Genomic DNA, 25,460 nt, shown 5'->3' with positions numbered 1-25,460 from the left:
GGTGGGGATGGGGGGTGAGGAAGGGCGCACGGGGCTAACCGTCGCCGTCGGCCCTGCGCATGACCACGAAGCGGTCGCGCCGGGCCATGTCCTTGCGGTTGAGGACGTCGCGCCAGCCCTTGTCCTCGGGAAACAGCCAGGGGATGTCGATGCCCTGGCCGTCGTGGTGCTCGACGGCCATGGCGCCGCCGGGACGCAGCAGCCTGCGGCCGACGGCCTCCAGCTCACGGATCATGTCCAGACCGTCCGCACCCGACCACAGGGCGGGGGCGGGGTCGTAGTCGCGCACCTCGGGCGGGATCACGCCGGCCTCGTCGGTGGGCACGTAGGGGGGATTGCTGATGAGCAGGTCGACGCGGCCGTTGAGTTCGGGCAGTGCGGTGCGCATGTCGCCCTCGTGGGCGGTGACGCGGTCGGCGTGCCCGCTGGCGTCGATGTTCCGGCGGGCCCACTTCAGGGCCTCGGGGTCGATCTCCACGGTGTGCACCCGGGAGCGGGGCACCTCCTGGGCGATGGAGATCGCGATGGCGCCGGATCCGGCGCCCAGGTCCACGACGAGCGGGTCGGCCACGTCCATGGAGCGCAGGGTCTCGATCGCCCAGTCGACCATGATCTCGGTCTCCGGCCTGGGGACGAAGACCCCCGGGCCGACCTGGAGCTCCAGGTAACGGAAGTAGGCGCGACCGGTGATGTGCTGGAGGGGCTCGCGCGCCTCACGTCGGGAGACACACTCCCAGTAACGCGCGTCGAAGTCGGCGTCCGCCACGGTGTGGAGTTCCCCTCGACGGACACCGTGCACGAACGCCGCGAGTTCCTCGGCGTCCGTACGGGGTGAGGCCACACCCGCCTCCGCGAGCCTCAGTGCGGCGCGGGCGACCTCGTCGAGCAGGAAGTTCATGATTGGGCGGCTTCGAGCCTCTCCTTGGTGTCCGCGTCCACCAGGGCCTTGACGACCCCGTCCAGTTCCCCGTCGAGGACCTGGTCGAGGTTGTAGGCCTTGTAGCCGACCCGGTGGTCGGAGATGCGGTTCTCCGGGAAATTGTAGGTGCGCACGCGCTCGGAGCGGTCCACGGTGCGGACCTGGCTCTTGCGCTCGGCGGAGGCCTCGGCGTCCGCGCTGGCCTGGGCCTCGGCGTAGATGCGGGCGCGCAGGATGCGCATGGCCTGCTCCTTGTTCTGGAGCTGGCTCTTCTCGTTCTGGCAGGAGGCGACGATGCCGGTCGGCAGGTGGGTGATGCGGACCGCGGAGTCGGTGGTGTTGACGCTCTGCCCGCCGGGCCCGGAGGAGCGGTAGACGTCGATGCGCAGGTCGTTGGCGTTGATGACGATCTCGACCTCCTCCGCCTCGGGGACCACGAGGACCCCGGCCGCGGAGGTGTGGATGCGCCCCTGGGACTCGGTGACCGGGACGCGCTGGACCCGGTGGACACCGCCCTCGAACTTGAGCTTGGGCCACACGCCGGCGCCCGGTTCGGGGTTGCCCCGGTTCTTGAAGGCGATCGTGATGTCCTTGTACCCGCCCAGGTCGGAGTGGGTGGCGTCGATGACCTCGGTCTTCCACCCCTGGCGCTCGGCGTAGCGCAGGTACATGCGGACCAGGTCGCCCGCGAACAGGGCGGACTCCTCGCCGCCCTCGCCGGCCTTGACCTCCATGATGAGGTTCTTGTCGTCGGCGGGGTCGCGCGGGACGAGGAGGACGCGCAGGCGCTCGGTGAGCCGCTCGGCCTCCTCCGTCAGACGGTCGGCCTCCTCCGCGAAGGAGGAGTCCTCGGCGGCCAGCTCACGGGCGGCGTCGATGTCGTTCTCGACCTCCTTGAGCTGACGGTAGGCCTCGATGATCGGGGTGAGCTGTGAGTAGCGCTTGCCCAGCGTGCGCGCCTTCGCCTGGTTGGCGTGCACCTCGGGGTCGGCGAGCTGCTGTTCCAGCTCGTAGTACTCCCCAAGAAGGTCGTCCAGCTTCACTTTCCCACGTTCCCGTCTTCTCGCTTGCCCTGTCCGTCGCCCCTCTCACAGCGAGCATGGCCCGTCTGAGAGGCTGCCTGGCCCGACGGCGCCGCCCGCCTCCGCGAGGAGGGGCGGCGCCGCCGGGCGGAGGGCAGCGCTACTTGCGCTTGCCGAAGCGCTTCTCGAAGCGGGCGACCCGGCCACCGGTGTCGAGGATCTTCTGCTTGCCGGTGTAGAACGGGTGGCACTCGGAGCACACGTCGGCGCGCACCTTGCCCTCGGGGTTCGTGCTGCGGGTCACGAACTGGGCCCCGCAGGTGCAGGTCACCTCGGTCGGGACGTACGTGGGGTGAATGTCGGCCTGCATGTGTGTCTCCTTCTCAGGGCGCGACCGCCGGACGCATGACGACCGCACCACCGTCGGGGGTGGGGCGGTGTGTGACCATGCGCGAACCGGTGCCGCGGCGATCCAGGTAAGAGGGCGGCGTGCTCTCCCTGCCGGGAGGACGGCCGTTCCCTGATACCAGTTTGCCAGACCCACAACCATGCCGGGACCAGTACCTATTCCCGCTCACCCCCGTCCGGGGTCCTGAGGTGGCGCGGAAGCGGCTTCCCGGAGTCCACCCGGCGCAGGAGCAGGACCACCCCGACCAGTGCCGCGAGGACCAGGGCGAGCATCACCGTTCCGGCGTTGGGACCGAACCCGTAGATGAGGACGTAGCTCACCGAACCCGCGAGGAGCAGGTAGTAGGTCAGCGGGAAGATCGTCTGGCGGATCAGGTCGCCCTCGCGTCCCACCAGGCCGACCACCGCGGAGGCGGCGACGATGTTGTGCACCGTGATCATGTTGCCCGCGGCCCCGCCGACGGCCTGGGTGGCCACCACGGTCTCCGGGACGACCCCGATCTGCTCGGCGGTGGAGAACTGGAAGAGGGAGAACATCAGGTTGGAGACGGTGTTGGAGCCCGCGACGAAGGCGCCGAGGGCACCGATCCAGGGGGCGTAGAGCGGCCAGGCGGCACCGCCCAGTTCGGCGGCACCGGTGGCCAGGGTGAGGGGCATGCTCGCCATCGCCGTGTCCCCGAAGTCGGACCCGGTGTTGATGAAGACCCGGACCAGGGGCACGGCGAAGAGCAGGGCGACCGCGGCTCCCGCCAGTTGGGAGCCGGCCATCTTCCAGGAGGCGAGGATCTCGCGCCCCTTCATGCGGTGCAGCCCGTAGGTGATGAGGCAGACCAGGACGAAGGTCGCCCCGGGTGAGTAGAGGGGTTCGACGACCTGGGCGATCCCGGTGCCCAGGATGTCGGAGGAGCCCACGCTGATCCCGGTCAGCCACTCCTTGACGGGGTCGATGACGCGTGTCGCGACCAGCACCCCGGCCACCAGCAGGTAGGGGGCCCAGGCGCGGAGCAGACCCATCTGACGGCCGTCCGCGGCCAGGACGTCTCCCTCACCGGGCTGGATCCTGCCCGTCCAGCGGGCGAGCCAGTCCTCACGGGGCGGGAAGTCCCAGGCCCGCTCGGGCATGAGGAAGCCCTTGCGGGCGGCGAGGACGACGATGACGAGCCCGGTGAGACCGCCGAGGAGGCTGGTGAACTCGACGCCGAGGAAGAAGTTGTACAGGACCGAGGGGACGGTCATGGCGAAGGCGCTGAACAGTGCGAACTTCCAGACGCCGAGGCCGTCGGAGAAGCGGCGGTTCTCGCCGTAGAAGCCGCACAGCATGCAGCAGATGAAGAGGGGGATCAGGGTCCCGGCTGTGGCGTGCAGCAGCACGGTCTGGAAGCCGATGCCGCTGATGTACTCGGGCATGGTGACGCCGAGGACGGTGATCCGCTCGGCGACGGCGGGCGAGCCCTCCAGGCCGCCGGAGACGCCGACGAGGATCGGGGTGCCGACCGCGCCGAAGCTGACGGGGGTGCTCTGGATGACCAGGCCGACCATGACGGCGGCCATGGCGGGGAAGCCCAGGGCCAGCAGGAGGGGCGCGACCACGGCGGCGGGGGTGCCGAACCCGGAGGCGCCCTCGATGAAGCTGCCGAACAGCCAGCCGATGATGATCGCCTGGACCCGTCGGTCGGGGGTGATGTCGGTGAAGGTTCGGCGGATGGTGGCGATGGCGCCGCTCTTGGTGAGGGTCGAGAGCAGGAGCAGCGCCCCGAAGATGATGTAGAGCAGGCCGGCGGCGAGGACCAGGCCTTGGAGGGTGGAGGCCGCGACGGCCATCCAGTCGGTCTGCCAGAAGACGACGGCGATACCGACCACGACGACGTATCCGGCGGGCATCGCGTACATGGCCGGGAGCCGGAATCCGACGAGCAGGACTCCGACCAGCAGGATCGGGACGAGCGCGAGAAGGCTGAGCAGGGCGAGGTTGTCCATCCAGGCGGCTCCCTGGTAGGGGGTGTGCACTCTGGCTGGCGCGACCCTACGCAGGTGGGAGCTCTCCCACCATCCCCCTAGTGTGATCCGAGACACACCGGTGACCATGCGGTTCCACATAGCGGGAACCAGGCCGGAAAGAGCTCCCGAAGACGCGGAAAGGCCCCCTCCCCGAGCGGGGAGGGGGCCTCACGAAGCCTGGTTCACCGCTCGGGGCCCACCGTGGTCTTCTGGATCTGCATCAGGAACTCCGCGTTGCTCTTGGACTCCTTCATCTTGTCCAGGAGCAGCTCGATGGCCTGCTGCGTGTCGAGCGCGTGCAGCACCCGGCGGAGCTTCCAGACGACGCCCAGCTCCTCGGGCGACATCAGGATCTCCTCCTTACGCGTGCTGGAGGCGTCCACGTCAACGGCCGGGAAGATCCGCTTGTCCGCCAGGGACCGGTTGAGCTTGAGCTCCATGTTGCCGGTGCCCTTGAACTCCTCGAAGATCACCTCGTCGGCGCGCGAACCGGTCTCGACCAGTGCGGTGGCCAGGATGGTCAGCGAGCCGCCGCCCTCGATGTTGCGGGCCGCACCGAAGAAGCGCTTCGGCGGGTAGAGGGCGGTGGAGTCCACACCACCGGACATGATGCGTCCGCTGGCGGGGGCGGCGAGGTTGTACGCACGACCCAGACGGGTGATGGAGTCGAGCAGGACGACCACGTCCATGCCCATCTCCACGAGCCGCTTGGCGCGCTCGATCGCCAGGTCCGCGACGACCGTGTGGTCCTCGGCCGGGCGGTCGAAGGTCGAGTGGATGACCTCGCCCTTGACCGTGCGCTGCATGTCGGTGACTTCTTCCGGTCGCTCGTCGACCAGGATCACCATCAGGTAGCACTCGGGGTTGTTCTCGGTGATCGCGTTGGCGATCGACTGCATCACCATCGTCTTACCGGCCTTGGGCGGCGAGACGATCAGACCGCGCTGGCCCTTGCCGATGGGCGCGACGAGGTCGATGATGCGCGTGGTGAGGATGTTCGGCTCGGTCTCCAGGCGCAGGCGCTCCTGGGGGTAGAGCGGAACGAGCTTGGAGAACTCCTGGCGGCCACGGGCCTGGTCCGGCGACATGCCGTTGACCGAGTCCAGGCGCACCAGGGCGTTGAACTTCTCGCGCCGCTCGCCGTCCTTGGGCTGGCGGACCGCACCGATGATGTGGTCGCCCTTGCGCAGACCGTGCTTGCGCACCTGGGCCAGGGAGACGTAGACGTCGCTCTGCCCGGGCAGGTAGCCGGTGGTGCGGACGAAGGCGTAGTTGTCCAGGATGTCCAGGATGCCCGCGACCGGCAGCAGGACGTCGTCCTCGCTGATGACCGGCTCCGGCTCCTGGCCCTGGCTACGACCGCCTCGGCGGTCCCGACGGTCCCGACGGCGTCCGCGGCGGCGGCCGCCGCCGAAGTCGTCGTCGTCGTTGTCGTTGCGGTTGTTCCCGCTGTTGCCGCGGCCCTGGTTCTGGCCGCCGCCACCGCCGCCGCCGCCCTGCTGGCGGTCCTGCTGGCGGTCCTGTTGGCGGTCCTGCTGACGATCGGAGTTGTTGTTCGTGTTCTGGTCGTCACCGCCGCGGTTGCGGTTGCGACGGTTGCGCTGGCGCTCGCGACCCTGCCCGGACCTGGTGTCACGGTCCTCGGAGTCGGGGCCGTTCTTCTGGGGGGTGCTGGATGTCTTGGTCACGCTGCTCGCGGAGGTTGAGGAGTCGGCGCCGTCCACCGAGCGGGGCTGGTCACCGGACTCGTCGCCGCGCCTGCGGGACGAGCGGCGGTTGCGGGAGGGCTTGTCGGCCTTCCCACCCTGGGTCTCGGTCACGGCCTGGTCCGACGACCGCTCATCCGCGCTCTTGCGCGGGGCCTCGTCCGTGCCCGACTTGGCGGGAGACTGGTCTTCGGCCGGGCCGTCAGTTGCCTCGACCTTACCGGCCTTGGGCGCGGTCTCGGCTTTCTTTGATGATTTGGCCTTCGCCGGGCCGCCGACAGGGCCGCCCGACTTGGCCTCGATCGCAGCGATCACATCGCTCTTGCGCATGCGCCCCGTGCCGGTGATGCCCATGCTCGACGCGAGCTTCTGGAGCTCGGGGAGCTTCTGGGCGGCGAGCCCGGTACCGCGCGATGCCGCGCGGGACCGTGTGGCGGTCGCGGCTTCGCCGGCCTCCGAGGAGGCGTCGGCGCTCTTCTTGCTGTCGACCGCCGCGTCCGTTCGGAGTTCGGTGGTGTCGCTCACTAAGGGTCCTTCCCAAGGAGCGGGCTTCGGCCGTCAGCGGTTTGCTTGATCGGCCGGCCCGGTGGTGCGAACCGGCAGGGGCCGGGTAGGGCGTGCCCCACGTGGATGTCGGAAACCGGCGAAAACGGTCCCCTACCCAATCGCGGCGGGCTCTGGGTACAGCCAGACGTCGGGGCGGATGGCTCGGAGGTGATGCCCGTCAACCGTGATGACACGCTCATCCAAGGAGGAGGAGCGGACTTTGAAGACGTGGGCACAGTCGCGGGGATACCGCTGACTCGACACGTGGGCCACCGCTTCCGACAGGTCGAGAGATCGGACCGTCGGAGTATGGGACGCGGAAGCCGTTGTGGCGGATGAGCACACGCCCCGCAACGGGGCATCTGGTGCTTCACCAAGCCTAACATCACCAGAGGCCACGGCTATTCCTCGACACAGATGCTACGGATGGGGAGATGGGGTCCGCACCCCCGCCGGCTCGATGTGCAGGGGGCGTATGTCCCAATCATTACCCGCCCTCCGACGAATCGAATCAACCTGGCGCACGATTTCCGGCGAATCCTCCCGCGCCGCCCCCTCGGAGACGGAGCACAGCACGAGCACCGTGGGCCCCGCACCGGAGACGACAGCCGGAAGTTTCCCGTGTTCGCGCAGGTCACCGATGAGGTCCAGGGTACGCGGCATGGCCGGAGCCCGGTAGGCCTCGTGTAGCCGATCCTCGGTGGCCGCGTACAGGGATCCGGGCTGGCCACAAACGGCCGCCGTCATCAGCGCGGCGCGGCCCGCGTTGAAGGCCGCGTCGGCGTGGGAGACGGTCTCGGGGAGGAGTCCCCGAGCGCGTTCGGTGGAGAGTTTCCAAGCCGGCACGCACAGGACGGGCAGGATCCGCTCGTCCGGGGTGAGCCGGGCGGCGCCCCAGGAGCCGCCGTCGCGGTAGGCGACGGTGTACCCGCCGTAGACGCACGGGGCCACGTTGTCCGGGTGGCCCTCGATGTCCGCGGCGATCTGGTAGATCCAGTCCCGGTCCGGGCCGCCTGCGGGCCCTGTGCGGCCCAGCAGCGCGGCGGCGGCCGCGACCCCGCCGACGATCGCCGACGAGGACGAGCCGAGGCCACGGGCGTGCGGGATGCGGTTCACGCAGTGCAGGTCCAGGCCCGGAAGCTTCTCACCGACCCGGTCGAAGGCCTCCCGCATGGCGCGGACGACGAGGTGGCGCCGGTCGAGCGGCACCTCGCCCGACCCCTCCCCCTCGACCCGGATGCGGAGTTCGTCGTCGGCGCGGCGCGCGACGTCGAACTCGTTGTACAGCTGGACGGCCAACCCGAGGGCGTCGAAGCCCGGCCCGAGGTTGGCGCTGGTCGCCGGGGCCCGGACGGACACCCGGTCGGGACGTGGTGAGGTCACACGACTCTCCCAATGGTTCTTGAAGCATCAGCCACGGGGGGTTGCCGTTCGGGCGCCGGCAGGTGGTGTTGCAGGAAACCCGGGGAGGTGCTGGAAGTGGGATTGCCCGGAAAGTACCGTCGGCCGCCAGGCCGCCCGTTGAGGGCGGTGGCGGGCGACGGGCGGGCGAGCCATCACACTGTAAGCACCGAAGGTTCCTGCCCTTGCTTTTGGCGCCCGAACAGAGAAGGAACCGTCGGCCGCCAGGCCGTCCGTTGAGGGCGGTGGCGGGCGACGGGTGGGCCGAAGCGAAGCGGAGGCCCAGATCAGACGAGATCGAGGGCCTTGGCGGCGGCCTGGGCGTCGACGGGCACGGTGGTGGCGGAGGAGGCTCCGGCCAGCGCCCAGTCGGGGTCCTTGAGGCCGTTTCCGGTCACGGTGCACACGATCCGGCTGCCCTTGGGAACCTGCCCGGCCTCCGCGGCCTGGAGGAGTCCGGCCACGCTCGCGGCGGAGGCGAGTTCGACGAACACGCCCTCCTCGGCCGCGAGGAGCTTGTAGGCGGCCATGATCTGGCGGTCGGTGACCTTGTCGATGAGGCCGCCGGACTCGTCACGGGCCTGCTCCGCGAGCTTCCAGGAGGCCGGGTTGCCGATGCGGATCGCGGTGGCGATGGTGCTCGGGCTGGTGACCGGGGCGCCGTCGACGATGGGCGCCGAACCGCTGGCCTGGAAGCCGAGCATGCGCGGGGCCCTGGTGGAGATCCCGTCCTTGGCGTACTCGGTGTAGCCCATCCAGTAGGCGGTGATGTTGCCGGCGTTGCCGACCGGGATGCAGTGGATGTCCGGGGCATCGCCGAGGGCGTCCACGATCTCGAAGGCCGCGGTCTTCTGCCCCTGGAGGCGGTAGGGGTTGACCGAGTTCACCAGGGCGACCGGGTAGTCGACGCTGAGCTTGCGGGCCAGTTCCAGGCAGTCGTCGAAGTTGCCGTCGACCTGGAGCAGCCGGGCGCCGTGCACGAGCGCCTGGGCGAGCTTGCCCATGGCGATCTTGCCCTGAGGCACCAGCACCGCGCAGGTCATGCCCGCGCGGATGGCGTAGGCGGCGGCGCTGGCGCTGGTGTTGCCGGTGGAGGCGCAGATGACCGCCTTGGCGCCGTCCTCGGCCGCCTTGCTGATGGCCATGGTCATGCCGCGGTCCTTGAACGAACCGGTGGGGTTGAGGCCCTCGACCTTGAGGAAGACCTCGCATCCCGTGAGCTCGGATACGCGCGTGGCAGGCAGCAGGGGTGTGCCGCCCTCCTGGAGGGTGACGACGGGGGTGTTCTCGTTGACGGGAAGGCGGTCGCGGTACTCCTCGACGATGCCTCGCCACGCCCGTGCCATGCTCACGACGGTGTCCCTTTCGGGTGGATGCGGTTTCGCTTGACGCGCGGCCGGACTCGGCGCGCGCGGAGATGCGGGCGGGGCGTCGCGGAGGCGATCCGTCCCCACCAGCTACGAGTCTATGACGCCGCCCGAGTCGTCTTGCATCCCGGGCATGACTTTCTCACGATGTGGACATTTCAGGGGTGGCCGGTCGGCCCGGGGACCGTGCGGACACGGCCCCCGGACCTGCGCGGCCGGGGAGTTCGACGGCCGGGGAACACTCCCTAGTCCTGGAAGGTCTCCACACGCATGACGCTGGCGACCTCGCGGACCATCGGGTGCACACTGAGCCGCTCGACGGTGCTGCGGAGTGCGGCGTCGGGGGCGGGGTGGCTGACCAGCACGAGCGTGGCGTCGTCCCCGGTCCCCTCCTGGCGCACGTTCTTGATGGACACCCCGTGGTCGGCGAAGATCTCGGCGACCTTGGAGAGCACACCCGGGCGGTCGGCCACGTCCAGCGCCACGTGGTAGCTGGTAATGGTCTGGCCCATGTCGTGCACCGGCAGTCCGGTGTCGTGGGCGCCCTCCCCCACCGAGGTGTCGGCCAGGCGGTTGCGGGCCACCGCCACCATGTCGCCCAGGACGGCGCTGGCGGTGGGCGTACCCCCCGCCCCGGCACCGTAGAACATGAGGCGTCCGGCGGACTCGGCCTCGACGAACACCGCGTTGTAGGCCTCCTTGACGCCGGCCAGCGGGTGCTCGACCGGCAGCATCACCGGGTGGACGCGGACGCCCACCGACTGCCCGTCCTGCGAGCGCTGGCAGATCGCCAGGAGTTTGACGACGCAGCCCATCGCCCGGGCGCTGGCGATGTCGGCGGCCGACACCCCCGTGATGCCCTCCCGGTGGACGTCGGCCGCGGTGACCCGCTGGGTGTGGAAGGCCAGCCTGGCCAGGATCGCGGCCTTCGCGGCGGCGTCGAAGCCCTCGACGTCGGCGGTCGGGTCGGCCTCGGCGTACCCGAGAGACTGGGCCTCCTCCAGGGATTCGGTGAACCCGGCGCCCAGGGAGTCCATGCGGTCCAGCACGTAGTTCGTGGTGCCGTTGACGATGCCGAGGACCCGGTTGACCTTGTCACCGGCCAGGGAGTCGCGCAGCGGGCGCAGCAGCGGGATCGCGCCCGCCACGGACGCCTCGTAGTAGAGGTCGACCCCGGCGTCGCGCGCCGCGGCCTGGAGTGTCTGTCCGTCCTCGGCGAGCAGGGCCTTGTTGGCCGTGACCACCGACTTGCCCGTCTTGATCGCGGCGAGCATCAGCGAACGGGCCGGTTCGATCCCGCCGATGACCTCCACCACGATGTCGATGTCCGGGCGGGTGACCAGCGCCGTGGCGTCGGTGGTCAGCAGCGCCGGGTCGACGCCGCGGTCGCGGTCCAGCCGGCGGACCGCGATCCCACCGATCTCGATCGGCGTGCCGATCCGCGCGGCCAGTTCCTCGGACTGCTCGTTGACCAGGCGGACGACTTCCGAACCCACAACGCCGCATCCGAGCAGCGCCACCTTCATCGCCATTTGGGCGTGACTCCCACTTCTCTCGTGTCCGGCCCCGGCGGGCGCCGGGACGGCGCCCGCGGAACGGACGGTTCAGCCTACGTCGAGGCGGAGGAGGTCCTCCTCGTTCTCCCTGCGCACGATCACGCGTGCGTTCGCGTCCCGGACCGCCACCATGGCGGGGCGGGGCAGGTGGTTGTAGTTGCTCGCCATGGAGTAGCAGTAGGCACCCGTGGCGGCGACCGCCACCAGGTCGCCCGGCCGCAGATCGGCGGGCAGGTAGAGGTCGTGCACGATGATGTCACCGCTCTCGCAGTGCTTGCCGACCAGGCGGGAGAGCATCGGCTCGGCATCGCTCTCACGGGAGACCAGCTGGCTGGTGTACTCGGAGCCGTACAGGGCGGTACGGATGTTGTCGCTCATGCCGCCGTCGACGCTGACGTAGGTGCGGATGCCCTCGACGTCCTTGACGGTACCGACCTCGTAGACGGTGATCCCGGCCGGGCCCGCCACGGCGCGGCCCGGTTCGACCGCGATGCGCGGCATGGGCAGCCCGGCCTCGGTGCACTCGCGGCGCACGATGGCGGTGAGGCTGGCGGCGATGGTCTTGGGGTCCAGCGGGTCGTCACCCGCGGTGTAGGCGATGCCCAGTCCGCCGCCGAGGTCGAGTTCGGCGAGGGTGACGTCGAGTTCCTCGTGGATCTGGGTGAGGAACCGGGTGACGCGGCGGGCGGCGACCTCGAAGCCCGAGGTGTCGAAGATCTGCGAGCCGATGTGCGAGTGCAGTCCGACCAGTTCCAGGTGGTCGGCGGCGAGGACTCGGCGAACCGCCTCGGCCGCGGAGCCGGTGCTCATCGCGAAGCCGAACTTCTGGTCGTCGTGCGCGGTGGCGACGAACTCGTGGGTGTGCGCCTCCACGCCGGTGGTGACCCGGATGAGCACCTTGGGGCGCGCACCGGACTCGGCGGCCACCGACTCCAGGCGGTCGATCTCGTCGAGGGAGTCCAGGATGATCCGGCCGACCCCGACCTCGACGGCGCGGCGCAGCTCGGAGACCGACTTGTTGTTGCCGTGCATGGCGATGCGGTCGGTGGGGACCTCGGCGGCCAGCGCCACGGCCAGCTCGCCGCCGGAGCACACGTCGAGCTTGAGCCCCTCCTCGACCACCCAGCGGGCGACGGCCTTGGTCAGCAGGGCCTTGCCCGCGTAGTAGACGTCGGCGTCGGCGAAGGCGGTGGAGTAGTCGCGGGCGCGGGCTCGGAAGTCCTCCTCGTCCATGACGAAGAGCGGGGTCCCGTACTCGGCGGCGAGGGCGCGCACGCCGACGCCGCCGACGGTGACCTCACCGTCCGAACGGCGCGCGGTGGCGGGCCACACACGCGGGTTCAGCGTGTTGAGGTCCTCGGGAGGCAGCGGCGGGTTGTCCTCCGGCAGGACCTCCGCGTGGCGGGATCCGGCGGGGTGGGCGTAGCGGCTCATGACGGTCTTTCGGCTGGGACTTCGGTGGTTCTTGCTGCGCTGTGCGGGTTCTGGCCGTGCTGTGCCGGCCTGGTCTCGGCTCGTCTGCGGAGGAGGCCGCCGGGGTCGGCCCCGGCACTCATTGTCCACCAAGCCGATCGGAACACGGGGGTTGGCCCGGTCCCACCGGGTTCACGGGAGCGGGATGTCTACAGCCTTGTGGGCGCTGACACTCCGAGCAGGAAGAGTCCGGTGTTGAGCACACCGGCGACAGCCGCGGGCAGAGCCGGGTCGAGGGCGGCCCGCGTCGGTTCCGGCCCCGTGCCCGGTTCGGCATCGGCGGTGGAACCCGTCCGCCACTCATCGTAGGCACTGGTCAGCGCCTCCAGGTATCTGACCAGGATATGGGGTTCCTCTCGGCGCGCAGCGGTGTCCAGGACGCTGGGGCCGTCGAAGAGGAGTCCGCGCACCTTCGCCCCGTGCCGGTGGTGGCATCCGCCCGCCTGCGGTGTCGGGGTCTCGGCGGCCCAGCGGAGGCTGCTCAGGGCGTGGGCGTGGGCGTAACGCAGCCGGAAGGCGGGGTTGGCGTCGGTGAGCCGGACCCAGGCCCCGGGGTTCTCCGCAGAAGGCAGGACCGGCAGGTCGCTACCGGTGGTCTCACCCTCACGGGGCCTTTCGGGGACCGAGCGGCAGAAGGCCACCCGGGCGCTGTCCTCCCCGATCCGGCCGAGTGCCCGGCCCGCGGGGGTGAACAGTCCGGCCCGGTCGGTGTCCAGGTAGCGGTCGCGCCAGGAGACCTCGCCCTCGGGGCCGGGCGGCGGGGCCTGTCCGCCCACCGCCATGGCGATGCGGGCCCGTGCGTCGGCGCGGGCGTAGCGGCGGGCCTGGGCGATCGGTCCGGCCTCGTGCAGCTCGGAGCGGGGCCACTCCCCCGTACCGGTCCAGGACCGGCCGGTGAGGTAGTCGGGCCCGTCGGCGGCGGCCAGAAGAAGGTTCTGGCGCTGCTCGCAGGTGAAGGTGAAGTGGGCGAAGCCGCGCTTGTCCGTGAGGACCCGCGCGAACCCGGCGTCGGGCTCCCCCTCGTCGGCCATCGCGCTGACCTGGGCGGTGATCCGCCCGGACACGATGACCCTGTAGGTGTTCTCCCGGCCTTCGGGGAGCTCCTCGCGGACGCGGCCGACCAGGCGCGGGGCCAGGGCCACAGCGGCGTCGGCCCCCTCGTCCGCGTGGTCGCCGCGCGGCCACACGAAGGGGACGTCCGCCTCGCCGAGGCCGAAGGCGCGCAGGGCGGCGCGCCGGACGACCGCCTCCAGTCTCCGTGGGGTCACGCGGCTCCCCCGATCCCGCCGTCGCCCTCCCCGAGGAGCGCCCGGATGAGGTCGACCAGTTCGTCCGGGTCGAAGGGTTTGGTCAGGTAGTCGTCGACACCGATCCGCTCACCGCGCCTGCGGTCGTCGGCCTGCGCCCGGGCGGTCACCATGACGATGCGTCGGTCGTAGCCGTCGGACCGCAGCCGCTCGACCGTGGACCAGCCGTCGAGCCGGGGCATCATCACGTCCATGGTGATCACGTCGGGGTCGACGTGGCCGACACGGTCCAGGCAGTCCTGGCCGTCCATGGCGGTGAACACCTCGAACCCCTCCAGTTCGAGGTTGAGGCGGATGAGTTCGCGGATCACCTCGTCGTCCTCGACGACGAGAACCCGTACGGGAAGGGCGTTCACGCCCGTGACACTACCGCCGCGGAGCGCGGCTGCACCACTGGAATCCGTTATCTGTCGGGGCCTGGCGACATGTCCTCCAAACATGTGGACGAGCATCCCGCAACCCCTGCTACAGTTGTTCACGCAGCAGCGAGCCCCCATAGCTCAGGGGATAGAGCACCGGCCTCCGGAGCCGGGTGCGGAGGTTCGAATCCTCCTGGGGGCACAGCAGGGAACACCTTTCGGGGTGTTCCCTTTCTGCTTTTCCGGACGCGGTACACCTCCACGCCGCCCCGCCCCGCCGACGCGGTACACCTCCACGCCGCCCCGCCCCGCCCCCGATCGACACCTCCGTACACCGTGCGGACCCGGCTCCGGCGAGTGTCAGGTGTTGGTGGAGTAGGCGTGGGCCCCGGCCCCGGCCAGCTTGCCTCCGTCCACGATGAGGTACTCGTCGCGGATGTCCGTGCCGCCGAACCACGACTCCAGGATCTCCCTGGTCCCGGCGGCGTAGCGGGTCTGGGCGGACAGCGAGGACCCGGAGATGTGCGGGGTCATGCCGTGGTGGGGCATGCTCCGCCACGGGTGGTCGGGCGGGGCGGGCTGCGGGAACCACACGTCACCGGCGTACCCGGCGAGCCGGCCGCTCTCCAGGGCCCGCACGATCGCGTCCTCGTCGCAGATGCGGGCGCGCGCGGTGTTGATCAGGTACGCGCCCCGCTTCATGGTGGAGAGCAGCCGGTCACCGAACAGGCCCTCCGTCTCGGGGTGGAGCGGTGCGTTGACGGTCACCACGTCGCAGACGGGCACCATGTCCTCGGCGCTCTCGTGGAAGGTGAGGTTCAGTTCCTCCTCGACCTCGCGCGGCAGCCGGTGCCGGTCGGTGTAGTGCAGGTGCACGTCGAAGGGGGCCAGCCTGCGCAGCACCGCCAGGCCGATGCGGCCCGCGGCGACGGTGCCCACGTGCATGCCCTCGAGGTCGTAGGAGCGGGAGACGGCGTCGGCGATGTTCCAGCCGCCGTCGAGCACGATCCGGTGGGAGGGCAGGTAGTTGCGCACCAGCGACAGGATCATCATGACCACGTGCTCGGAGACGCTGATGCTGTTGCAGTAGGTGACCTCGGCAACGGTGACCCCGTACTGGATGGCCGCGTCCAGGTCGACGTGGTCGGAACCGATGCCGGCGGTGACCGCCAGCTTGAGCTTGGGTGCGCGGGCGATGCGCTCGGCGGTGAGGTAGGCGGGCCAGAACGGCTGGGAGATGACCACGTCGGCGTCGGCCAGCTCGCGTTCGAAGACCGAGTCGGGCCCGTCCTTGTCGGAGGTCACGACCAGGGTGTGCCCCTGGGCCTCGAGGAACCCGCGGAGTCCGAGCTCACCGGAGACGCTGCCCAGCAGTGCCCCCGGGGTGAAGTCGACGCCGCCGGGCGTGGGCAGGGTTTGGCCGCCGGGGTAGTGGTCGAGGTGGGGCAGGCCGTCACGGGCGTAGGTGTCGGGGTACCCGCCCTCCGGGTCTGCATACAGTACACAGAGAATCTTCGCCATGGTGCGCTCCATCCGAGGGGGTGGCCGGGGTGGCTGTTCTCCTCAAGCCTCACCGAGCGCCGGCCGGCGGTCAAAGCGAAAGTTCCTATGGGCCGACAGCCCGCGCCTATGCGTCAGGGGCGAGGTGGCGCTGGAGCAGGCGCTCCAGGTCTCCCCGCACGTCCGTGCGGCGGACCACGTCCAGCAGCGCCCCCGCCAACAGGGGTTCGGGGTGCCGGTCGGCGACGATGAGTCCGATCCTGGGGAAGCGGGGCGGCGCCTCCAGCCGGACGAGGCGCATGCCCTCGGGTACCCCGAACATGTTCAGCCAGGCGTGGGAGACCACGCTCGACCAGCGCCGGGTGGCCACGTGCGCGTACAGCGCGGCGACCGTGTCGGTCTCGATCGCCGGAACCACGGTCGCCCCGGCCCCGGCGAAGAAGCCGTCGAGGATACGCCGGTTGCGCATGTCCTGGGTGAGCAGGCACAGGGGCAGGGCCGCGGCCTCGGCCCAGCGCACCGTGCCCCGGTCCGCGAACCTGCCGTCCTTCGGGGTGAGGAGCAGGTAGCGCTCCTCGTAGAGCGGGGTGATCCGGACGTCGCCCACCTCGCCGTCGTCGACGTAGGTGAGTGCGGCGTCGAGCTCGAACTCGCCCAGGCGGCGGGAGATCTCCCGGGAGGACAGCGACTCCAGTGACACCCGGGCGTGCGGGTGGCGCTCGCAGAAGGGTGTGGTGATCAGGGGCGTCACGGCCAGGGCCGTCGGGATCGCCCCCACACGCAGTACCCCGGACAGGCTTCCGGCCATGGAGGACAGGTCCTCGCGCAGGGCCTCGCACTCGGCGAGGATGCGGTGGGCCCATCCCAGGACGCGCTCCCCCTCGGCCGTGAGCCCTGCGTACCGCTGCCCTCTGAGCACGAGGGACACCCCGAGGTCGCGTTCCAGTTTGCGGATACCGGCCGAGAGGGAGGGCTGGGAGACGTGGCAGGCGTCGGCCGCCCGCGCGAAGTGCCTCTCCCGGGCGAGGGCCGACAGGTATTCCAGCTGACGCAAGAGCACGGTCCAGGATGGCGGTTGCGCCGCCCGCCCGTCCAGGGGTCCGGGTCAGGCGGGGTTCACTCGGTGGCGGGGATCAGCGGCCAGGAGCCGTCGACCACGGCTTCGGGGTTCCGGCGGCGCAGGTACTCCTGGAAGCTCGCGGACTGTTCGGCCTTCCACTTGACCTGCGCCAGGTGCAGGTCCTCTGCGGACATCTCCGCGATCTCGGGGTGGGTGGCGGCGATCCGCCAGGCGAGGCGGGCGGCGGCCAGGGCGTCGGCGGCGGCCCCGTGAGCCTCCTCCTGGGCGAGGGGGACCTCGTAGTGGGCGCAGACGTCGACGAGCTTGCGGGAGCCCCTGCGGAAGGTGTCCACCTGCTTGTCCAGGACGAACGGGTCCACCACCAGGGGCTGGGCGGCCAGGGGCGAGCCCGGGCGGTGGAGCGCGATCTCGCGGTCGAGGAGGGTGAGGTCGTAGGGGGCGTTGTAGACCACCACGGGCCTCCCCTCCGCGGTGACGGCCTCCAGCGCGGCGGCGATCTCGGGGACCACCTCGGCGGCCGGACGGCCCTCGGCCCTGGCGTGGGCGGTGGTGATGCCGTGGATCTCGGTGGCCTCCTCCGGAATCTCGATCCCGGGATCGGCCAGCCAGGTGGTGACCTCCTTGGTCCCGTGCGCGGGGTCGATGCGCCACAGGGCAGCGGTGACGATCCGGTCCCCCTCGACGTTCAGGCCGGTGGTCTCGATGTCGAAGGCGGCCATGGGCCGGGTGTGCCAGGGAGTGTTCACGTGGTTCCTCGTGGGTTCGGAGCGGTGGTGCGGTCGTCGGGCGCACCGGTGCGGTCGATGCGGTCGGTGAGCGCGGTGACGCAGGCTCGGATCGCCGGGGTCTCGGCGTCGGCCCGCCACACGGCTTTGATGGTCCTACGGAGCGGTGGGACGGTGGGCAGGAATCGGACTCCTTCGGGTGCGGTGCGCCGGCCGAGGTCCGGGACCAGGGCCACGGCCAGCCCGGAGGCCACCAGTTCCAGCTGGGAGGGGATCTCGGCGAGCGTGTACCTGATGTCGGGTTCCACACCGCGGGAGCGCAGGGCCTGGAGGATCGCCTCGTAGGGCTCGGTGCCCTCGGGGCAGCTCGCCCACGGAAGGCCGCCGGGGGCCGTGCCGCTGCCGGAGTCGGAGAGACGGGCGAGGTCGACGGCGTCCCGGTCGCCGAAGGGGTGGCCGGGCGGGAGGGCCAGGCACACGCGTTCGTCCAGGAGCTCCACCGTCCGGACCCCGGCGGGGAGCGCGACCGGGCGGCTGGACCAGCTCTCGGCCAGGACCAGGTCCAGTTCGCCGCGCAGCAGCGGCGGCAGCAGCGACACGACCTCGCCGTCGCGGACCGTGGGGGTCAGCCGGGGGTGCGCGGTGAGCAGGGCGGACAGCGCGCCCGGGAGGAGGGTGCGCACGGCACTGCCCACCCCGCCCAGGCGGAGCGGCCCGAGGATCTGGCTGTCGAGGGCGGCGAGGTCGCTCTGCGCCTCGCTGATCTGGGCGAGCACACGGTCGGCGTGCCCGGCCAGGACCCGCCCGGCGTGGGTCAGCCGCACGGTGCGGCCGGCGGGTTCGAGCAGGCGCTGGCCCGCCTCCCGCTCCAACTTGGTGAGCTGCTGGGACATCCCCGACGGGGTCACGTGCAGAACCCTCGCCGCGTGTGCGATGGAGCCGTGGGTCCGTACGGCGGCCAGCGCCCTCAGTCGTTCGATGCTGAACACGTAAGCAACACTACTGATTACCTGCGACAAAACATCGCTTTTGTTTCTGAGTGGGGGGCGGCAGGCTGGATCATACGACCCCATGTCTACATCCCGGGTCGGACGACGACGGCGGGGAGCGCGGAGCGAGTGGCGGGCACAGACACGAAACGGACATCCCCGCAGGGCTCGGTGCTGGACCGGGCCGACCCGGTCGTCCTGGCCGTGGTGGGATCGGGCTGCACCTCGGCGACGGGTGTGTTCGTGAAGCTCTCCGGGGCCAACACGGGGACCGCGGCCTTCCTGAGGTGCGCGCTGGCGCTGTTCGTCCTGGTGCCGATGGCCGTGGCCGAAGTCCGCAGGGTCGGCCCGCGGGCGCTCCGGCTGGTGGGCCTGGACGCGGCGGCCGGGCTGCTGCTGGGTGTGGACTACGTGTTCTGGGTGGCGAGCATCCAGCACGTGGGGGCGGGGATGGCGACCGTCCTGCTCAACATCCAGGTGGTGGTCTTCCCCCTGCTGGCGTGGGTGTTCCTGGGCGACCGCGCACCGCTGAGGTTCCTGCTCGCGGTGCCGGTGATGCTGGCCGGGGTCGCCCTGACCGCCGGAGTGGTCGACCCGGGCGGCGCGTCGGGTGCGGTCCCCGAGGGGGACCCGTGGCTCGGGCTGGCCTACGGATGCGCGGCCGGGGTGACCTACGCCGGTTACCTCTTCCTGTCCCGGCTCGGCGGCGGGCGGGGGCACACGGTGACCCCGGTGTGTGTCTCGACCGCCACCGCGGCGCTGGCCGCCGGCTTGCTGGGCGCCCTGTGGAGCGGGATCGACCTGGCCTCGCTGGACGCACGGGCCTGGGTGTGGCTGGCGCTGCTGGCGCTGACCGGGCAGGTCCTGACCTGGCTGCTGGTCGGCTCGGCCCTGCCCCGGCTGACCGCGAGCACCGGCGCGGCGATCCTGGTGCTCCCTCCGGTCCTGGCGGTGGCCATGGGCGCCGTCTTCCTGGGCGAGCGGGTGACACCCGTCCAACTGGTCGGCTGTGCACTGGTGGTCCTGGCGATCTGGGTGTCCCAACGGCAGGGTTTCCGGTCAGGGCGCCCCGACCGGTTCCGCGGCGGGGGCGGGGGCGTATTCACCCCCGCGCAGGCGTACCGCGACCGTGATCACGGCCAGGCCCACGAAGGTGATCAGGGCGCCCGCCCACAGGGGCGAGGTGTACCCCAGCCCGGCGGCCAGTCCCAGACCGCCGACCCAGGCACCCAGGGCGTTGCCGACGTTGAACGCCGCGATGTTGGCACCCGAGGCGAGCGTCGGCGCCTCGGCGGCGAAGTCCATGATGCGCATCTGGAGCCCGGGCACGGTCGCGAAGCCGAGGAAGCCCATGAGCAGCAGAGCCGCCAGGGCCGCCCACTTCAGGTGCGCGACCAGGGCGAACACGGCCAGGACCAGAGTGAGAAGGGTGAACAGCACCAGCAGGGTCCGGCCGAGGTTCCGATCAGCGACACGGCCGCCGAGGATGTTGCCCGCGAACAGGCCCACACCGAACAGGACCAGCAGCCACGGCACCGTGGTGGCGGCGAACCCGCTGACCTCGGTGAGGGTGAAGGCGATGTAGGTGAACCCGCCGAACATGCCGCCGAAGCCGAGGACCGTGGCCACCAGGGAGAACCAGACCTGGGTGCTGCGGAAGGCGGAGAGTTCGGTGCGCAGGCTGGGCGCGGGTGCCGGCGGGGCCGCACCGCCGGCACCCGCCGTGGCCGCGGTCGCGCGGGTGGCCGGGACCAGGGCGGTGATGCCCGCGAAGGCGAGCACGCCGATCACGGTGATGGCCCAGAAGGTGGAGCGCCAGCCGAAGGCCTGGCCGAGGAAGGTGCCGAAGGGCACGCCGAGCACGGTGGCGGTGGTGAGTCCGGCGAACATGATCGAGATCGCGGCGGCCTTGCGGTGCGCGGGGACCAGGGAGGCGGCCAGGACCGCGCCGATCCCGAAGAACGCCCCGTGGCACAGGGCCGCGAGGACGCGCCCGGCGAGCATGATCTCGTAGGCGGGTGCGAGCGCCGAGGTCAGGTTGCCCGCGATGAACAGGACCATGAGCAGAAGCAGCGCGCGTTTGCGGTCGACCCTGTTGAGCAGCGCGGTCAGGCCGACGCCGCCGACCGCCACAGCGAGGGCGTAACCGGAGATCAGGTAGCCGGCGACGGTGGGCGTGACACCGAAGTCGGCGCCGACCTCGGGCAGGAGCCCCATGATGACGAACTCGGTGAGTCCGATCCCGAAACCCCCGATGGCGAGGGCGTAGAGCGCGAGCGGCATGAGGAGTGCTCCTCGAAGAGAGATGATTCGTTGCGCGTGCACTAGTTGCACGCGCAACAAAAATAGTTGCATGCGCGCTCTATGTGCGCAAGCTAGGATGATGTGCGACCAGCCACGAGGAGGTGGGGCGGCCATGGGAATCGCCGACGACGCCGTAGAGATCCGTGCGCACGGATGGCGCACGCTCGCCGCCGTGCACGGACTGATCGACACCGCTCTGGAGCGCGCCCTCCAGTCGGAGCACGGGATCTCCGTGGTGGAGTACACCGTCATGGACGCCCTGAACCGCCAGGACGGCTGGCACATGCGGATGCGCCAGCTCGCCCGCGCCGCCGCCCTGTCCAACAGCGCCACCACGCGCCTGGTCACCCGCCTGGAGGACCGGGGCCTGCTCACCCGCATCCTGTGCGCCGACGACCGGCGCGGGATCTACACCGAGCTGACCTCCGCCGGGATGGACCTCCTCACCCGGGCCCGGCCCACCCACGACGCGGTGCTGCACCAGGCCCTGGACGAGGCGGCCCGGTCCCCCGAACTCGCCCCGTTGGTGGGCGCCCTGCGCGGGCTCACCCCCGCATCGGGCGAGCCCGTCGGCTGAGGGCGGCCCGAAGCACTGCCGGGCCTGCCATCTGCGGTTCTGGTGGCCGGTGGCGCGGTCTACTAGCGTCGGGGCATGAAGTTCCTGGTACGTGAACGTGTTTTCGACATCGGCGACGATTTCTGGGTGACCGACGAACAGGGCACCAAGGTGTTCTGGGTGGACGGCAAGGCGCTGCGTGTGCGCACCACCTTCGAGCTCAAGGACCCCAAGGGCGAGGTCCTCATGGTGATCCGCAAGAAGCTCATGAAGGTCCGGGACCAGATGCGGGTGGAGCACGACGGCAAGACCGTCGCGACCGTCCGCAAGCGGCTCTTCAACCCCGTCCGGGACAAGCTCAACGTGGAGGTCAAGGGCGGTCCCGACTGGGAGGTGGTCGGGAGCTTCCTCGACAAGGAGTACTCGATCAGCGACAAGGCGGGCACCGTCGCGGTCGTGTCCCGCAAGTGGTTCCGGATGCGGGACACCTACGCGGTGGACGTCAACACCCATCGCACGGACCTCGCCGGGGATCCCGCCCTGGTGGTCAGTGTGGCGGTGGCCGTGGACGCCCTCACGAGCGACGACTGACGGAAGCCGGGTGTCCCCGGCGTACGGGCGGGACGGTCCCCCGACCGCCCCGCCCGCCTTCCCCGAATGCGCCTCAGGCGTCACGCCTGTGGAACAGCAGCGCCGCCAGCAGCCAGACGCCCGCCACCCAGGCGGCCATCACCAGTCCGCCCTGGACCGCGCTGAGCCCGATCCCCGGCTCGAACGCCTCCAGGAACATCAGCTGACCCGCGCGGTCCGGCAGCAGCTCCGCGTAGTCGGTGAACTCGGCCAGAACATGGGACAGAGCCAGTACCAGGGCGCCCAGGACCGCCAGGGGCGCCACCGCGTTGCGGGCGATGACGGTCGCGCCCGCCGCCAGCAGGGCGAGCAGGGTCCAGTACAGCACCGCCCCGGCCAGACGGCCGAGGACGTCGGCTTCGGCGAGGGCTCCGAGCTCGAGTCCGTAGTCGCCCAGCGCCGCCTGTGTGGCGACGAAGGCCGAGGGCACCACGGCCAGCGAGGCCACCAGGGCCATCAGAGCCACGACCAGTGCCTTCGACACCAGGAAGCGTCCCCGGCCGGGCACCGCCATCAGGGAGGTGCGGACCTGGGTGTTGGTGAACTCACTGCTCACAGCCAGCACCCCCAGCACCACCATCCCCAGTTGCCCCATGTAGACCCCGTTGAACCCCTCTTCCACGGGGTCGAAGGCCGCGGCCAGGGCCGGGTCGGCGTCGAGATAGGCGGGTGTGTTCTGGCTGGCGATCGCGGACAGGCCGACCGTCACCGCGAAGGTGGCGAGCACCGCCAGCGGGACGAACGGCAGAGTGGTGAGTTTGCGGCCTTCGGAGCGCACGGACAGCAGCATCAGGACACCGCTTCCCCGGCCTCGGCGGTGAGCGCGAAGAACGCGTCCTCCAGGGAGTCGTGGCCCGCGGTCAGCTCGTCGGGCGCCCCCGCGGCGACGAGTCGTCCGTGGTCGATGACCACCAGGTGGTCGGCGACCTTCGCGATCTCGGTCATGAGGTGGCTGGACAGGAGCACGGTACGGCCCTCGTCCGCCAGCCGGCGGGTGAAGGAGCGCATCCACCGGATACCCGCGGGGTCGAGGCCGTTGACCGGCTCGTCCATGATGACCGTCGTCGGGTCCCCCAGGAGGGCGGCGGCCAGGTTGAGCCGCTGCCCCATTCCCAGGGAGAACGTGCGCACCCGGGCCCGGGCCGCCCGCTCCAGCTCCACCTCGTCCAGGACCTCGTCGACCCGCTCCAGGGGGATGCCGCTGGCACGGGCGATCCACGACAGGTGGGCGCGGGCGGTGTGCTGGGGGTGGGCCCCGCCGATGTCGAGCTGGGCGCCGACCACCGTGGCCGGTCGGCGCAGTGAGGTGTAGGGCACCCCGTTGACGGTGGCCCGCCCCCCGTCGATCCGGTCCAGGCCGAGCAGCATCCGCAGGGTGCTGGACTTGCCCGCCCCGTTGGGGCCGAGGAACCCGGTGACCAGCCCGGGGGCGGCGGTGAAGGACAGTCGGTCCACGACGGTGCGGGCACCGTGGCGTTTGGTGAGTCCGCGTATCTCGATCATGGACCCATCGTCGTTTTTCGAGGGGGCCCGGCACATCGCCCCTGGGGGGACAGTCCGGGTGTCAACTCCGGGGGACGTCCGGAGGGCGGGCCGGAGGGCGGACGGGGTCGGGGCGCCGGCTCAGTGCGCCTGGACCAGCCCGTTCTCGTAGGCGAACACCACCAGCTGGGCTCGGTCGCGGGCGGCGACCTTGGTGCGCAGCCGGCTGACGTAGGTCTTGACCGTGGCGTGGCTGAGGTGCAGGTCCGCCGCGATCTCGTGGTTGGCCCGTCCGCGTGCGATGAGGATCAGGACCTCTCGTTCGCGCGGGGTCAGCCGGGGTGCGGTCACCGGCCACGGCGGGCGTTCGGGGTGGCCGGGCCGGGAGCGGACGAGCTCCGCGATGAGGCGCCCGGTGACCTCGGGGGCGAGCAGCGCCTGCCCGTCGGCCACCACGTGGACGGCGCGCAGGAGCTCCTCGGGGCTGGTGTTCTTGAGGAGGAAGCCGCTGGCGCCCGCCCGCAGCGCGGCGTAGACGTACTCGTCCAGGTCGAACATGGTCAGCACGATCACGCGGGTGGAGTCGGAGGCCGCGCAGATCTCCCGGGTGGCGGCCAGGCCGTCGAGTTCGGGCATGCGGATGTCCATGAGCACGAGGTCCGGCCGGGTGCTCACCGCGAGGTCGACCGCCTCTCGCCCGGTGCGCGCCTCGGCGACGACGGTCAGTGCGGGATCGCTGTCCACCAGCATGCGCAGCGAGCCGCGCAGGAGGTCCTGGTCGTCGGCGACCAGCACCCGAACCCTCTCCTGCGGCGGTCGGTCCGGGGCGGGCGCGGGTTCGGTCACGGGGACTCCTCCAAGGTGTCGGCGCTGTTCTCGGATCCGGACTCGGGCTCTGCGCCGGTTCCGGCGACCGCGGCGCCGGGCGGGGCGCCGGGGTCGAGGGGTATGCGCGCGCGGACACGGTATCCCCCGCCGCGGACCGGCCCGGCCGTGAACGTTCCCCCGAGGAGGGCGACCCGCTCACTCATACCCAGCTGACCGGTGCCGCTCCCCGGTGCCCGCGGGTGGGCCGCGCCGTCGGCGGGGCCGGTGTCGGCCACCTCGACCGTCACCGCACCGGGTTCCCCGGCCACGGTGACCGTGCAGGTGGTGCCGGGCGCGTGTCGGATCGCGTTGGTGACCGATTCCTGGACCAGCCGGAACACACTGACCGCGACGGCCCCGGGCAGCGCGTCCACCCCGTGCGCGCTGACCGTGCACTCCAGGCCGGCCGCCCGCGCGGTGTCGGCGATCTCCTCGAGGTCGGCCGGCCCGGGTTGGGGCCGCAGGGGCGCCTCTCCCTCCACGCGCAGGGCCCTCAGGACGAGGCGCAGCTCGTCCGTGGCGGCCCGGCTGACCTGTTCGATCTCCTCGAGGGCCGCCCTGAGCGCACGGGGGTCGTCACCGTGGACGTGGCGGCCCACTCCGGCACGGACGCCGACCACGCCCAGAGCGTGCGAGACGACGTCGTGGACCTCTCTCGCCACACGCAGGCGTTCCCGGTTCCGGGCCCGGGCGATCGCGTCAGCCGTCTCGTGTCTCTCCCTCAGGTGGCGTTCGCGCACCACACGCCCCAGGAGCCAGGCCAGGGCGAACGGGCACAGCATGACGATCGGGGGGAGCAGGGCGAGCGGTGAGAACGCGGCGAGCATGTCCATCACCCGCCCGGCGTCCCAGAGCAGTGCGGCGCCCGACAGGACGACGGGGACAGCGGCCGCGATCCCCCATCCCACCGGACGGGGGCGCAGGCGGTCGGGCACGCCCTCCGAGGTCAGGGCGAGGGGGTACAGGGCCCAGGCCGCGGCCACCGGAGGGGCGTTGCCCCAACCGCCGAGCAGCGAGGCGAGGGTGGCGGTGAGAACGGTGAGGAAGGCCGCCCTCGGGTACTTCCAGCGCAGGACGACCCCGGCCGGGATCGCGAGGAGCAGAGCCAGGACCGCCCACTCCCGGGGATCGGTCCCGGCCTGGCCCAGGGTCGTGAGCCGCTGCGAGGTGGCAGGGTCCACGAAGACGTAGAAGAGGGCGAAGGCGACGTCCACGGCGTACCTGGCGGGCGTGGCCCCACCGGTTCCTCCCATGGAGGTCCAGT

Annotated in this window: 22 protein-coding genes, 1 tRNA gene and 1 pseudogene; 4 read left to right on the top strand and 20 right to left on the bottom strand. The window is 71.2% G+C overall.

What is annotated here, in order from left to right:
• Positions 1-34: 34 nt before the first annotated feature.
• The 11 genes from prmC to D458_RS0130490 form a co-directional block, all read right to left on the bottom strand.
• Positions 35-898: a peptide chain release factor N(5)-glutamine methyltransferase gene (prmC, locus tag D458_RS0130540; protein ID WP_017590520.1), complete on the bottom strand. Its 864-nt coding sequence runs from the start codon at positions 896-898 to the stop codon at positions 35-37.
• The gene (gene prfA / locus D458_RS0130535; protein WP_017590519.1) at positions 895-1,962 is read right to left on the bottom strand and encodes a peptide chain release factor 1; all 1,068 of its coding nucleotides are present in this window, start codon (positions 1,960-1,962) and stop codon (positions 895-897) included. The genes prmC and prfA overlap by 4 nt, the downstream gene beginning before the upstream one ends.
• Positions 1,963-2,101: 139 nt before the next feature.
• On the bottom strand, positions 2,102-2,311 hold the full coding sequence (rpmE, locus tag D458_RS0130530; RefSeq protein ID WP_017590518.1) for a 50S ribosomal protein L31: 210 nt from the start codon (positions 2,309-2,311) through the stop codon (positions 2,102-2,104).
• A gap of 194 nt (positions 2,312-2,505) precedes the next feature.
• Positions 2,506-4,326, bottom strand: a complete 1,821-nt coding sequence (locus D458_RS0130525) for an L-lactate permease (RefSeq protein ID WP_040702997.1) — start codon at positions 4,324-4,326, stop codon at positions 2,506-2,508.
• A 203-nt stretch (positions 4,327-4,529) separates the two neighbouring features.
• Positions 4,530-6,578 (bottom strand): transcription termination factor Rho, encoded by a 2,049-nt coding sequence (gene rho / locus D458_RS0130520; RefSeq protein WP_017590516.1) that lies wholly within the window; start codon positions 6,576-6,578, stop codon positions 4,530-4,532.
• A gap of 441 nt (positions 6,579-7,019) precedes the next feature.
• Positions 7,020-7,958 carry a homoserine kinase gene (gene thrB / locus D458_RS0130515; protein ID WP_017590515.1) on the bottom strand — a complete coding sequence of 313 codons (939 nt, stop codon included), beginning with the start codon at positions 7,956-7,958 and terminating at the stop codon, positions 7,020-7,022.
• A 329-nt stretch (positions 7,959-8,287) separates the two neighbouring features.
• On the bottom strand, positions 8,288-9,346 hold the full coding sequence (gene thrC, locus D458_RS0130510) for a threonine synthase (protein WP_193374675.1): 1,059 nt from the start codon (positions 9,344-9,346) through the stop codon (positions 8,288-8,290).
• A gap of 266 nt (positions 9,347-9,612) precedes the next feature.
• Entirely contained in the window at positions 9,613-10,899 is a 1,287-nt protein-coding gene (locus D458_RS0130505) for a homoserine dehydrogenase (RefSeq protein ID WP_017590513.1), read from the bottom strand.
• Between the two features lie 72 nt (positions 10,900-10,971).
• Positions 10,972-12,357 (bottom strand): diaminopimelate decarboxylase, encoded by a 1,386-nt coding sequence (gene lysA, locus D458_RS0130500; protein WP_017590512.1) that lies wholly within the window; start codon positions 12,355-12,357, stop codon positions 10,972-10,974.
• 188 nt (positions 12,358-12,545) lie between these two features.
• Positions 12,546-13,664 carry a DALR anticodon-binding domain-containing protein gene (locus D458_RS0130495; protein WP_017590511.1) on the bottom strand — a complete coding sequence of 373 codons (1,119 nt, stop codon included), beginning with the start codon at positions 13,662-13,664 and terminating at the stop codon, positions 12,546-12,548.
• Positions 13,661-14,059: a response regulator transcription factor gene (locus D458_RS0130490; protein WP_017590510.1), complete on the bottom strand. Its 399-nt coding sequence runs from the start codon at positions 14,057-14,059 to the stop codon at positions 13,661-13,663. Before D458_RS0130490 ends, D458_RS0130495 begins: the two co-directional genes overlap by 4 nt.
• Positions 14,060-14,192: 133 nt before the next feature.
• Here D458_RS0130490 and D458_RS0130485 point away from each other — a divergent pair.
• Positions 14,193-14,264, top strand: a tRNA-Arg gene (locus tag D458_RS0130485).
• Positions 14,265-14,422: 158 nt separating this feature from the next.
• Here the strand turns inward: D458_RS0130485 and D458_RS0130480 are convergent.
• From D458_RS0130480 to D458_RS0130465, 4 genes are all read right to left on the bottom strand, one after another.
• Positions 14,423-15,583, bottom strand: coding sequence for an NAD-dependent formate dehydrogenase (locus tag D458_RS0130480; protein ID WP_026119841.1), 1,161 nt, complete (start codon positions 15,581-15,583; stop codon positions 14,423-14,425).
• 106 nt (positions 15,584-15,689) lie between these two features.
• Complete coding sequence (locus D458_RS0130475; RefSeq protein WP_026119840.1) at positions 15,690-16,622, bottom strand: LysR family transcriptional regulator; 933 nt, start codon at positions 16,620-16,622, stop codon at positions 15,690-15,692.
• A gap of 56 nt (positions 16,623-16,678) precedes the next feature.
• Positions 16,679-17,389 (bottom strand): exonuclease domain-containing protein, encoded by a 711-nt coding sequence (locus D458_RS0130470; protein WP_017590507.1) that lies wholly within the window; start codon positions 17,387-17,389, stop codon positions 16,679-16,681.
• Complete coding sequence (locus D458_RS0130465) at positions 17,386-18,357, bottom strand: LysR family transcriptional regulator (protein WP_017590506.1); 972 nt, start codon at positions 18,355-18,357, stop codon at positions 17,386-17,388. The genes D458_RS0130470 and D458_RS0130465 overlap by 4 nt, the downstream gene beginning before the upstream one ends.
• Here D458_RS0130465 and D458_RS35930 point away from each other — a divergent pair.
• Positions 18,277-19,335: pseudogene (locus tag D458_RS35930) on the top strand (DMT family transporter); the annotation flags it as partial. The gene D458_RS0130465 and the pseudogene D458_RS35930 overlap by 81 nt on opposite strands.
• 81 nt (positions 19,336-19,416) lie before the next feature.
• Here the strand turns inward: D458_RS35930 and D458_RS0130450 are convergent.
• The gene (locus D458_RS0130450; RefSeq protein WP_017590503.1) at positions 19,417-20,640 is read right to left on the bottom strand and encodes an MFS transporter; all 1,224 of its coding nucleotides are present in this window, start codon (positions 20,638-20,640) and stop codon (positions 19,417-19,419) included.
• A gap of 133 nt (positions 20,641-20,773) precedes the next feature.
• Here D458_RS0130450 and D458_RS0130445 point away from each other — a divergent pair, with 133 nt between their 5' ends.
• Together D458_RS0130445 and D458_RS0130440 are read left to right on the top strand one after the other, a co-directional pair.
• Positions 20,774-21,238, top strand: a complete 465-nt coding sequence (locus D458_RS0130445; RefSeq protein WP_017590502.1) for a MarR family winged helix-turn-helix transcriptional regulator — start codon at positions 20,774-20,776, stop codon at positions 21,236-21,238.
• A gap of 75 nt (positions 21,239-21,313) precedes the next feature.
• On the top strand, positions 21,314-21,808 hold the full coding sequence (locus D458_RS0130440; protein ID WP_017590501.1) for an LURP-one-related/scramblase family protein: 495 nt from the start codon (positions 21,314-21,316) through the stop codon (positions 21,806-21,808).
• A 73-nt stretch (positions 21,809-21,881) separates the two neighbouring features.
• Here the strand turns inward: D458_RS0130440 and D458_RS0130435 are convergent, their stop codons facing one another.
• The 4 genes from D458_RS0130435 to D458_RS34585 form a co-directional block, all read right to left on the bottom strand.
• Positions 21,882-22,637, bottom strand: a complete 756-nt coding sequence (locus D458_RS0130435) for an ABC transporter permease (RefSeq protein ID WP_017590500.1) — start codon at positions 22,635-22,637, stop codon at positions 21,882-21,884.
• The gene (locus tag D458_RS0130430) at positions 22,637-23,350 is read right to left on the bottom strand and encodes an ABC transporter ATP-binding protein (protein WP_017590499.1); all 714 of its coding nucleotides are present in this window, start codon (positions 23,348-23,350) and stop codon (positions 22,637-22,639) included. Before D458_RS0130430 ends, D458_RS0130435 begins: the two co-directional genes overlap by 1 nt.
• Before the next feature lie 120 nt (positions 23,351-23,470).
• A complete protein-coding gene (locus D458_RS0130425) occupies positions 23,471-24,175 on the bottom strand; it encodes a response regulator (protein ID WP_017590498.1) in 705 nt (234 codons plus the stop codon).
• A complete protein-coding gene (locus D458_RS34585; protein WP_083936482.1) occupies positions 24,172-25,449 on the bottom strand; it encodes a sensor histidine kinase in 1,278 nt (425 codons plus the stop codon). The genes D458_RS0130425 and D458_RS34585 overlap by 4 nt, the downstream gene beginning before the upstream one ends.
• Positions 25,450-25,460 lie beyond the last annotated feature (11 nt).

The organism is Nocardiopsis ganjiahuensis DSM 45031 (assembly GCF_000341085.1).
Taxonomy (GTDB): Bacteria; Actinomycetota; Actinomycetes; order Streptosporangiales; family Streptosporangiaceae; genus Nocardiopsis; species Nocardiopsis ganjiahuensis.
Note: the sequence above shows the minus strand (reverse complement) of the source record. Positions and strands in the feature narration are given on the sequence as shown.

Excerpts from the sequence above, each read along its gene's own strand:
- D458_RS0130440 (WP_017590501.1), top strand. The coding sequence starts at position 21,314 with ATGAAGTTCCTGGTACGTGAACGTGTTTTCGACATCGGCGACGATTTC.
- D458_RS34585 (WP_083936482.1), bottom strand. The coding sequence starts at position 25,449 with ATGGGAGGAACCGGTGGGGCCACGCCCGCCAGGTACGCCGTGGACGTC.
- D458_RS0130445 (WP_017590502.1), top strand. The coding sequence starts at position 20,774 with ATGGGAATCGCCGACGACGCCGTAGAGATCCGTGCGCACGGATGGCGC.
- D458_RS0130505 (WP_017590513.1), bottom strand. The coding sequence starts at position 10,899 with ATGGCGATGAAGGTGGCGCTGCTCGGATGCGGCGTTGTGGGTTCGGAA.
- prmC (WP_017590520.1), bottom strand. The coding sequence starts at position 898 with ATGAACTTCCTGCTCGACGAGGTCGCCCGCGCCGCACTGAGGCTCGCG.
- lysA (WP_017590512.1), bottom strand. The coding sequence starts at position 12,357 with ATGAGCCGCTACGCCCACCCCGCCGGATCCCGCCACGCGGAGGTCCTG.
- D458_RS0130435 (WP_017590500.1), bottom strand. The coding sequence starts at position 22,637 with ATGCTGCTGTCCGTGCGCTCCGAAGGCCGCAAACTCACCACTCTGCCG.
- rpmE (WP_017590518.1), bottom strand. The coding sequence starts at position 2,311 with ATGCAGGCCGACATTCACCCCACGTACGTCCCGACCGAGGTGACCTGC.
- thrC (WP_193374675.1), bottom strand. The coding sequence starts at position 9,346 with ATGGCACGGGCGTGGCGAGGCATCGTCGAGGAGTACCGCGACCGCCTT.
- D458_RS0130430 (WP_017590499.1), bottom strand. The coding sequence starts at position 23,350 with ATGATCGAGATACGCGGACTCACCAAACGCCACGGTGCCCGCACCGTC.
- D458_RS0130525 (WP_040702997.1), bottom strand. The coding sequence starts at position 4,326 with ATGGACAACCTCGCCCTGCTCAGCCTTCTCGCGCTCGTCCCGATCCTG.
- D458_RS0130450 (WP_017590503.1), bottom strand. The coding sequence starts at position 20,640 with ATGCCGCTCGCGCTCTACGCCCTCGCCATCGGGGGTTTCGGGATCGGA.
- D458_RS0130480 (WP_026119841.1), bottom strand. The coding sequence starts at position 15,583 with ATGGCGAAGATTCTCTGTGTACTGTATGCAGACCCGGAGGGCGGGTAC.